Source organism: Microcystis sp. M31BS1, from assembly GCF_020245285.1.
GTDB lineage: Bacteria > Cyanobacteriota > Cyanobacteriia > Cyanobacteriales > Microcystaceae > Microcystis > Microcystis panniformis.
Window position 1 is genome coordinate 1 of record NZ_JADBVE010000138.1, and the last position, 8,995, is coordinate 8,995.

General features: G+C 42.4%; 8 protein-coding genes. All 8 read left to right on the top strand.

Annotated features, from left to right (window positions below; genetic code table 11):
- Positions 1-240: 240 nt before the first annotated feature.
- The 8 genes from IM509_RS07895 to IM509_RS07930 all read left to right on the top strand — a co-directional run bounded on the left by IM509_RS07895 (position 241) and on the right by IM509_RS07930 (position 8,452).
- Positions 241-1,632, top strand: coding sequence for an NAD-dependent malic enzyme (locus tag IM509_RS07895; RefSeq protein ID WP_185237445.1), 1,392 nt, complete (start codon positions 241-243; stop codon positions 1,630-1,632).
- A 31-nt stretch (positions 1,633-1,663) separates the two neighbouring features.
- The gene (locus IM509_RS07900; RefSeq protein WP_185237446.1) at positions 1,664-2,398 is read left to right on the top strand and encodes a M15 family metallopeptidase; all 735 of its coding nucleotides are present in this window, start codon (positions 1,664-1,666) and stop codon (positions 2,396-2,398) included.
- A gap of 486 nt (positions 2,399-2,884) precedes the next feature.
- Positions 2,885-6,271: a HEAT repeat domain-containing protein gene (locus IM509_RS07905; RefSeq protein ID WP_185237994.1), complete on the top strand. Its 3,387-nt coding sequence runs from the start codon at positions 2,885-2,887 to the stop codon at positions 6,269-6,271.
- 132 nt (positions 6,272-6,403) lie between these two features.
- On the top strand, positions 6,404-6,667 hold the full coding sequence (locus IM509_RS07910) for a type II toxin-antitoxin system Phd/YefM family antitoxin (protein WP_002790841.1): 264 nt from the start codon (positions 6,404-6,406) through the stop codon (positions 6,665-6,667).
- Positions 6,667-6,975: a type II toxin-antitoxin system RelE family toxin gene (locus IM509_RS07915; protein WP_002750216.1), complete on the top strand. Its 309-nt coding sequence runs from the start codon at positions 6,667-6,669 to the stop codon at positions 6,973-6,975. The genes IM509_RS07910 and IM509_RS07915 overlap by 1 nt, the downstream gene beginning before the upstream one ends.
- A 48-nt stretch (positions 6,976-7,023) precedes the next feature.
- Positions 7,024-7,233, top strand: a complete 210-nt coding sequence (locus tag IM509_RS07920; RefSeq protein ID WP_072926322.1) for a hypothetical protein — start codon at positions 7,024-7,026, stop codon at positions 7,231-7,233.
- A gap of 1 nt (position 7,234) precedes the next feature.
- Positions 7,235-7,744: a HEAT repeat domain-containing protein gene (locus tag IM509_RS07925; RefSeq protein ID WP_260441366.1), complete on the top strand. Its 510-nt coding sequence runs from the start codon at positions 7,235-7,237 to the stop codon at positions 7,742-7,744.
- Between the two features lie 510 nt (positions 7,745-8,254).
- Positions 8,255-8,452 carry a hypothetical protein gene (locus IM509_RS07930; protein WP_260441277.1) on the top strand — a complete coding sequence of 66 codons (198 nt, stop codon included), beginning with the start codon at positions 8,255-8,257 and terminating at the stop codon, positions 8,450-8,452.
- Positions 8,453-8,995: the final 543 nt, after the last annotated feature.

Here is an 8,995-nt window from a genome sequence, read left to right on the forward strand (position 1 = left end):
AAAAGCCACTCTTAATCGTGTCTTGGAACGAAATAGAGGCTTTTAAAGACCGCGTACATGGAGAATTAAAACAAGAATTACCCTCGAAAAGCCTATTTTTCTACTAAGTATTTATGCTTATTGCAAAGGTGAGATGCTCCCCAGAGAAACCCTAATAGCTAAAGAAACTGCGCGATTAGATACCAAAGTCCCTCACAGATAGAAGATAATCAATATTTATCAGTATTGGAAGCCTTCAGCATGGTTCATTTAACGCCCAATCCTAGCTATAGTCTAAGTCTCAAGATAGAAATCCCCAATCAAGCGGGAACCTTCGCTTCTGTCCTCAATGCGATCGCCGATGTCGGGGGGAATTTAGGGCAAATTTCTCTGATCGAACGCAATTTAAAGATTAGCACCCGCGAGGTGATGGTTGATGCCGCTAGTACCGACCAAGCGGAACAGATTATCGCCGCGGTTAAAGCTCTACCGGATGTTAAACTGCTCAAAGTTTCCGATCGCACCTTCGATATCCATCGTCGCGGTAAAATCTCCATTGAAAGTCGTATTCCCCTCACCTCCCAAGATGACCTGGCCATGGCCTACACCCCCGGAGTTGGTCGCATCTGCACCGCTATCGCCCACCAACCAGAACAAGTGTATTCATTGACCATCAAGGGCAACACCGTCGCTGTAGTTACCGATGGTAGCGCAGTATTAGGATTAGGAAATCTCGGGCCAGAGGCTGCCTTGCCGGTAATGGAAGGGAAAGCGATGTTATTCAAGGAATTCGCCGGAATTGATGCTTTTCCCATCTGTTTAGCCACCCAAGACCCCGAAGAAATCATCGCAACCGTCAAAAGAATCGCTCCGGTTTTTGGGGGTATTAACCTAGAGGATATCGGCGCTCCCCGCTGTTTTGAAATCGAGAAACGTCTGCGAGCGGAATTAAATATTCCCGTTTTCCACGATGATCAACACGGTACAGCGATCGTTTCCCTGGCTGCCCTGATTAATGCCCTCAAATTAGTCAAAAAATCGCTTGATACAGTCAAAATCGTCATTAATGGTGCAGGTGCAGCGGGAATCGCCATCGCTACTCTCTTTAAAACCGCAGGAGCTACAGATATAACCCTCTGTGATTCCCTTGGCATCCTCTCCCAACAACGGGACGATTTAACCCCAGAAAAACAAGCTTGGGCCGTGGCCGCCACTGGTAAGCTAGGGGATGCTCTTAAAGGCGCTGATGTCTTCTTGGGGGTGAGCGCACCGGGGGTATTGACTCCCGAAATGGTCAAGGGAATGGCTAAAGATGCGATCGTGTTTGCCATGGCTAATCCGATTCCCGAAATTCAACCGGAATTAATCAATGATTTAGTGGCCGTGGTGGCTACCGGACGCAGCGATTATCCCAATCAGATTAATAATGTTCTCGCTTTCCCCGGATTATTTCGCGGGGCCCTGGACTGTCGCGCTAGGGCCATCACCGATAATATGTATCTGGAAGCGGCCAAAGCGATCGCTTCTTTGATCAATCCTGCTAATCTTGATCGAGAGAATATTATTCCCTCGGTTTTTGATGGTCGTGTAGTTACGGCTGTGGCCGCCGCAGTTCAACACGCTGCTCGTCAAGATGGAGTGGCCGGGGAATAATGTAATTATCGTGCAGGAGGGTAAGTGAACCGTGAAACCGATCGATGATATTCCCGAAGCTTTGCGGGACAACCAGTACAGAAAAACTACTAATCCTAATGGTCTCATAGCGATCGCAAGCGGTTTACTTGCTCTGGTGGGAACCGGCCTAATTGCCATAGCAGTCTTGAATCGTCCCCCTGCTACCGTACAAAAACCGGTTATTAACCCATCACCCCCCATTAAAGCCACTCCTAGCCCCATTGAGAACATTTTAGGTCATTTACCCTATCAAGAGGCCCCGGAGACGGAATTAGCCCCCATTACTGGGGATGGTGCTATGCGTTTAAGGAAACCGGCAGCCAAGGCTTTTATCCAGATGCAGAGTGACGCGAGAAGGTCGGGGGTGATTTTAATGCCGATTTCCGCATTTCGATCGAAAGCAACCCAAGAAAAGCTCTTTTTTGAAGTTAAAAAACAACGCAATCAGCAAACCCGCAAACGAGCAGAAGTGAGCGCACCTCCGGGTTACAGCGAACATCATACCGGTTATGCGATCGATATTGGCGATGGTCGCGCTCCCGCAACGAATTTAAGTAGCAGTTTTGCTAATACTGCCGCTTTTCGTTGGTTGCAAAATAACGCTGCCCAGTATAGTTTTGAGTTATCTTTCCCTGAAAATAATCCCCAGGGTATTAATTATGAACCTTGGCACTGGCGTTTTGTCGGGGATAGTCACAGTTTAGAAACTTTTTATAAAGCCCAACAATTAGGAAAACAAAAATAAGATAACCTTATCGGCGATTGCGTCCTGTAGGGGCGAAGCATTCGGACAATAACCTATCGCTGAAACCAGAGATTTTCTATCCGAATGCTTCGCCCGTACTTTTTCAATTTTTTAGAAAACCTAACAATTAGGAAAACAAAAATAGGATAACCTTATCGGCAATTGCGTCCTGTAGGGGCGAAGCATTCGGACAATAACCTATCGCTGAAACCAGAGATTTTCTATCCGAATGCTTCGCCCGTACTTTTTCAGCAGACCCTAAATATTGCCGTAACGCACCAACAGAAAAAGTTTTTTATGTGTTAGCAAAGCGCGTAACACATCCTACACCTAATGGCGGGGGGTTGTGGACATTTCTAACGAGAGAATCTGGCAGCCAATCGATTCCGTTGCCAATTTTTCAGAGCTAGTCCCACTATATTGCTTATAATTGAAGATATTAAAAGCGTTAATCCGGATTCCTTCTCGAACTAACAGACAGCATCAATGATTGACTGGACTCCCTATCTCGAATCTATCTCGGAAAAGTACGCCCAGTGGGAGACATTTTACACCCTCACGGACGTAGAGGGAAAAACACGCCCGCCGAAAACTGCACCTTTGCTAAGGGATTTGTGGGTGCAGACGATTGAAAAAGAACCAGAAAACCCGCCAGAAAGACCAGAAAGACCAGAAAGACCAGAAAAAACCGAAAGATTCACGGTTTTAGATGGTTTACGCAAGTATGCAACTAATCACGTTCTTTTAAAAGGTCGTCCCGGTTCAGGAAAATCGACCGCTTTAGCCAGATTATTATTAGAAGAATCTGTAGGGGCGCAAAGCTTGCGCCTAAATCAACAAAATCAGGCTAAAATCATTCAAATTCCCATTCTCATCGAATTACGCTTGTATGAAACCTCAATTCTTGATTTAATTTTACAATTCCTGAAACGCCATAAATTAATTATTGATAGTAATACCCTAGAAAGTTGGCTGTTAGAAAATCAGAATTTTAGACCATTATTATTATTTGATGGTATCAATGAATTGCCCTCAGATACTGCACGACAGAAATTAAAAAACTTTCGCCAGCAGTATGCAGAAATTTCGATGATTTTCACGACAAGGGATTTAGGCAGCGACGACTTAAACATTGAAAAAAAGCTGGAAATGCTTCCCCTGACTGAACCACAGATGCGGGATTTTGTCAAGGCCTATTTGCCTGAAAAAGGCGAAGAAATGCTTAAACAGTTGGGAAATCGTCTCAAGGAATTGGGAGAAACTCCCCTACTTTTGTCGATGCTTTGTTCAGTTTTTGATGATAATCAGAACAAAATTCCTGCTAATTTGGGCTTAGTTTTCCAGATTTTTACAGGAATTTATGACAAGAAATTAAAAGCAGATGTTTCTACTTACCAAGAATCCCGGGATTGGTGGCGAGAATTGCTGCAAGTGTTAGCTTGGAAAATGACCCAAGGGGAGTCAAAAACCGAGATTCAGGTGGCTATTTCCCGAACAGAAGCAGAGGAAGAATTAAGCAAATTTATCAAAAATAAAGGATTCCCAGAATATTACAGTAAGCAGTGGTTAAAGGATTTACTGAAATATCATCTAATTCACCTAGAAGGTAATGATAAAATTGCTTTTCGCCACCAACTGATTCAAGAATATTACACGGCTGAGGAATTAAAGAAAAAGTTACCCCATCTCAGGGATGAGCAGTTACAGTGGGACTATTTGAATTATCTCAAATGGACGGAACCTGTGGCATTGCTGCTGGGGTTATTGGATAATGAAACCCAAGCAAAACGGGTGGTTAAATTAGGGTTAGAGATTGATTTAAAATTAGGAGCGAGGTTCGCAGGAGAAGTCAACTTTAAGTTTCAAAAGCAGACAGTGGGGTTAGTGCTTGGGTTGGATGTACCAAAACGGTTTAAGGTGGAGTTATTGGGATTAACAAAGTCTAATGAAGTTGTTAATCAGTTAAGTCAAGCTTTAAAAGACTCTGATGGGGTTGTTCGTAGCAACGCAGTCAAGGCTTTGGCTGAGATTGGTTCAGAAACAGCCATTCCGGGATTACTCAAGGCTTTAGAAGACTCTGATGAGTATGTTCGTAGGAAAGCAGCCGAGGCTTTGGGTAATATTGGCTCAGAAACAGCCATTCCGGGGTTACTCAAGGCTTTAAAAGACTCTGATGGGGTTGTTCGTAGCAACGCAGTCAAGGCTTTGGCTGAGATTGGTTCAGAAACAGCCATTCCGGGATTACTCAAGGCTTTAAAAGACTCTAATCAGTATGTTCGTGGGAACGCAGCCTTCGCTTTGTGTAAAATTGGCTCGGAAACAGCCATTCCGGGGTTACTCAAGGCTTTAGAACACCCTAATAAAGATGTTCGTAGGAGTGCAGCCTCCGCTTTGGGTAAGATTGGCTCAGAAACAGCCATTCCGGAGTTACTCAAGGCTTTAGAACACTCTGAGGAGTATCTTCGTGTGTACGCAGCCTTCGCTTTGGGTGATATTGGCTCAGAAACAGCTATTCCGGGATTACTCAAGGCTTTAGAAGACTCTGATGATTATGTTCGTTGGAAGGCAGCCGCGGGTTTGGCTAAGATTAGCTCAGAAACAGCCATTCCGGTGTTACTCAAGGCTTTAGAAGACTCTGATGAGGATGTTCGTGGGAACGCAGTCTGGGTTTTGGGTAATATTGGCACAGAAACAGCCATTGCGGGGTTACTCAAGGCTTTAGAACACTCTAATCAGTATGTTCGTAGGAACGCAGCCGAGGCTTTGGGTAAGATTGGCTCAGAAACAGCCATTCCGGGATTACTCAAGGCTTTAGAAGACTCTAATGAGGATGTTCGTAGTAACGCAGCCGAGGCTTTGGGTAATATTGGCTCAGAAACAGCCATTCCGGGGTTACTCAAGGCTTTAAAAGACTCTTATTTTTCTGTTCGTTGGAAGGCAGTCGAGGCTTTGGGTAAGATTGGTTCAGAAACAGCCATTGCGGGGTTACTCAAGGCTTTAGAAGACTCTAATAGCGATGTTCGTAGGGAGGCAGCCGCGGCTTTGGGTAAAATTAGCTCAGAAACAGCCATTCCGGGGTTACTCAAGGCTTTAAAAGACTCTAATAAGTATGTTCGTTCGCAGGCAGCCGAGGCTTTGGGTAAAATTAGCTCAGAAACAGCGATGACTGAACTTATCAAATGCCTGAAAAATCCTGATTTTGTCACATTAAATAATGGCGATACTCTCTCTCAAGCTAGAGAAGCACTAGACACAATTCAAAACAAACTTAAATACTATCACCCCATCTCCCAACCCATGAATCAACAAGTTTACATCTCCTACAACTGGCAAGAAGACAGCAACGAAATGGCTAATCAACTCGTCCAAGCTTTTGCCGCTAAAGGAATTGAGATTATTCGGGATAAAACCCACACCAGCTATAAAGACTCCATCAAAAACTTTATGCGGCAAATTGGACGGGGGAAATGTGTCGTCGTCGTCATCAGCGATAGATACTTAAAATCAGAAAACTGTATGTTTGAATTAGTAGAAATTGCCAGAAATGGTGACTTTTATGAAAGAATATTCCCGATTATTTTACCAGATGCCAGAAGAATTCATAAAGCCATCGAAAGATTACAATATATCCAACATTGGGAAGGACGTATTCAAGAATTAGAAAATGCCATGCACTCAGGCGGTTTAGCCAATCTGCAAGGCATTACCGATGACCTCAATTTATACACCGAAATCCGCCACCGCATCGCCTCTCTAACCGACATTCTTAAGGATATCAATACTCCCAGTATCGACTTACACGGCCAATCGGAATTTGCAGCTATGATTCAAAAAGTAGAAACTAAACTTGCAGAGGATAGTCAAAATATTTAACTAAATCCCAGAATGATTGTTTTAAAAGATAAAGCCTAAAGGTGCTATTGCTGACTATACCCAATTTGTTCCCTGTAACTCATTTGACCGATAACTGCTATAATCATTAGTTGATAACTGTTAATTGCTGACATGACTAAATATCTAAACATTACTGAAACAGGACAAAAGCTGGTTGAATGGTCTGAGCAAATGACTGACGAACCTATTATTATTACCAAAGAAGGTCAACCCATTATGGTTGCCCTGAATTACGCTCAAATTGAATCTTGGTTGGAAACTCTTGATATTTTAGAAGACAAAGAGTTTGCCGAAATCCTATCTGAAGCGATTCAACAGGATCAATCAGGACAAAGAATTACTTGGGAAGATGCTAAAAAACAACTCGGTTGGTAATGGAATATCAAATACAATTAATTCCTCTTGCTTTAAGCTTTTTATCTAAAATTACCGATAAACGCATTCAGCAAGAAATTCGCAAACGGATTGAAAAGCTAAAAATTGAACCGGATAAACAAGGTAAAGCCCTTTCAGGTAAACTTAAAGGATATCGTAGCGTTAGGGCAGTTGGTCAAAGATATCGGATTGTCTATCGTGTTGAAGAAGCTCAAATTATTGTTATTGTTATTGGAGTTGGAATTCGTAAACAAGGTGATAAAAAAGATATTTATGCCCTTCTTGAAAAATTAATTAATAATGAATAAAATATGGGTTATGACAGAACTGCTAAACCAATAGGTTCTTGCTGAATCGTGAGATATACACCTATTACTTTTTCAGAGATAGCCAGTTTTGGAGAGGATAGTCATAATATTCCTGCTTCTTCTGAAAAAAACGCATCCCTATCATCTACTACCTATGATTTAAGAGGAGCTACCATTGGTAATTTAGCTCATAATGTGCAAGGAAGCCAACAGAATTATCCCCAGCAAACTAATAACAATAACCCAGAGGAAAAATAACATGGTTCAGCAACTTAATAACACCCAAATCGCCATCAATACTTTATTGAATAAACTCAACGATTCTCTCCCCCAGATCCGCGCTAAAGCTGCCGAAGCCTTGGGCAAAATTGGCAATAGTAGCCTTGCCGACACCTTAGTATCCCATTTAATAGGAGAAAATGATCTTAATGTTCGCCTAAATCTGATTCGAGCTTTAGGAGAAATTGGCAATGAATCCGCAATTCCTTATCTAGCTTCCTGCTTATCTGATACTAATCCCGATATTCGGATAATCACGGCGGAATCTCTCGGGAAAATTGGTAGTGAAAAAGCAATATCCTATCTCATTCAATCCCTACAAGACAAGGAAGTAAAAGTTCGTGTCACAGCCACAATTGCTTTAGGTGAAATTGGACTAGAAGATGTTATTCCTGATCTAGTAAATGTTTGTTACGATGAAGATGATAGCGTTCGTTTCAGTGCTGTTGATGCCCTCGGTAAAATTGGCTCTCGTTATGCAGTAAACTGATATGAAATTGAGTACAGAATCCCTCGATTTAATTATCATAACTCTTGCCAAAAGACTATTCACAGACAAGAATCCAAGTATTCGGATTAAAGCCGCTCAATCCTTATTTTGATCCCCCTAAATCCCCCTTTCTAAGGGGGACTTGAATTCGACGTATCGCTTTCATTCAGAGAAATGTTCTCAGTTTTGCCATTATGGATGCTATAATTAAGTAGGTAGGCGTTAAAAGTTGTCAGATCCCCCCGCCTATCGGCACCCCCCTTATCAAGGGGGGCAGGGGGGATCGAACCTAAAATCCATTTTTAATTTAATTATAACCAGCTACTTAGGGCTTGCTGAATAAATGTGAAATGTAGGCAAGATAGGGGTTTTGTGGCTTTTCTTGCGAAACAGGTGCAAGATTTTGAGAGAATCGTGCTTCAAAACCTTGCGTCTTCATCGTCCCGCGTCCTGTAGGGGCGAAGCATTCGGGCAATAACCTATCGGTGAAACTGGAGATTTTCTATCCGAATGCTTCGCCCGTACTTTTTGCCGCAAACCCTAATTATCATCAGTAATCTTCAATCTTTTAATCCTATGTCAGAAACTCCTAAATATGACCTTCGTGGAGCAAATATTGCTAACTTTGCCGATACGGTGCAAGGAGATCAAAAAGCAGTTCAACATAATTACGCCACACCCCAAAATTTAGCCGAAGCCGTCCAATAAATCCAACAACTTATCAGCCAACTCACCCAAACTTATCCCACTAATACCGAAATTGAAAAACAAACTTTTGTCGCACAAGTTGACGCAGAAATCCAGAAAAATTCTCGCCTAAGAAGCATTTTAATCACGGGAGGAATTGAATTAATTAAAATTCTCTGTCCTCCCCTCGGTATTCCCATTGAAATGGGTAAAAAATGGCTAGAAACTGCTAATTTAAGTGATTAAACCTAGAGGTTTAATAATCTTCTAATGATAGAAATCCCGAAGTCCGCCGCTGATGCGTTTCATTTTTGAATTAGCACAATTATAACCATAAGTCAAGCTTTTTTGATGATAATTAGGGTTTGCTGAATAAATTTGAAATGTAGGCAAAGTAAAGGTTTTGGGGCTTTTCTCGCTCCCACAGGTGCAAGATTTTGAGAGAATCGTCGTTCAAAACCTTGCGTCTTCATCGGCCCGCGTCCTGTAGGGGCGAAGCATTCGGACAATAACCTATCGGTGAAAAGGTAGATTTTCTATCCGAATGCTTCGCCCGTACTTATT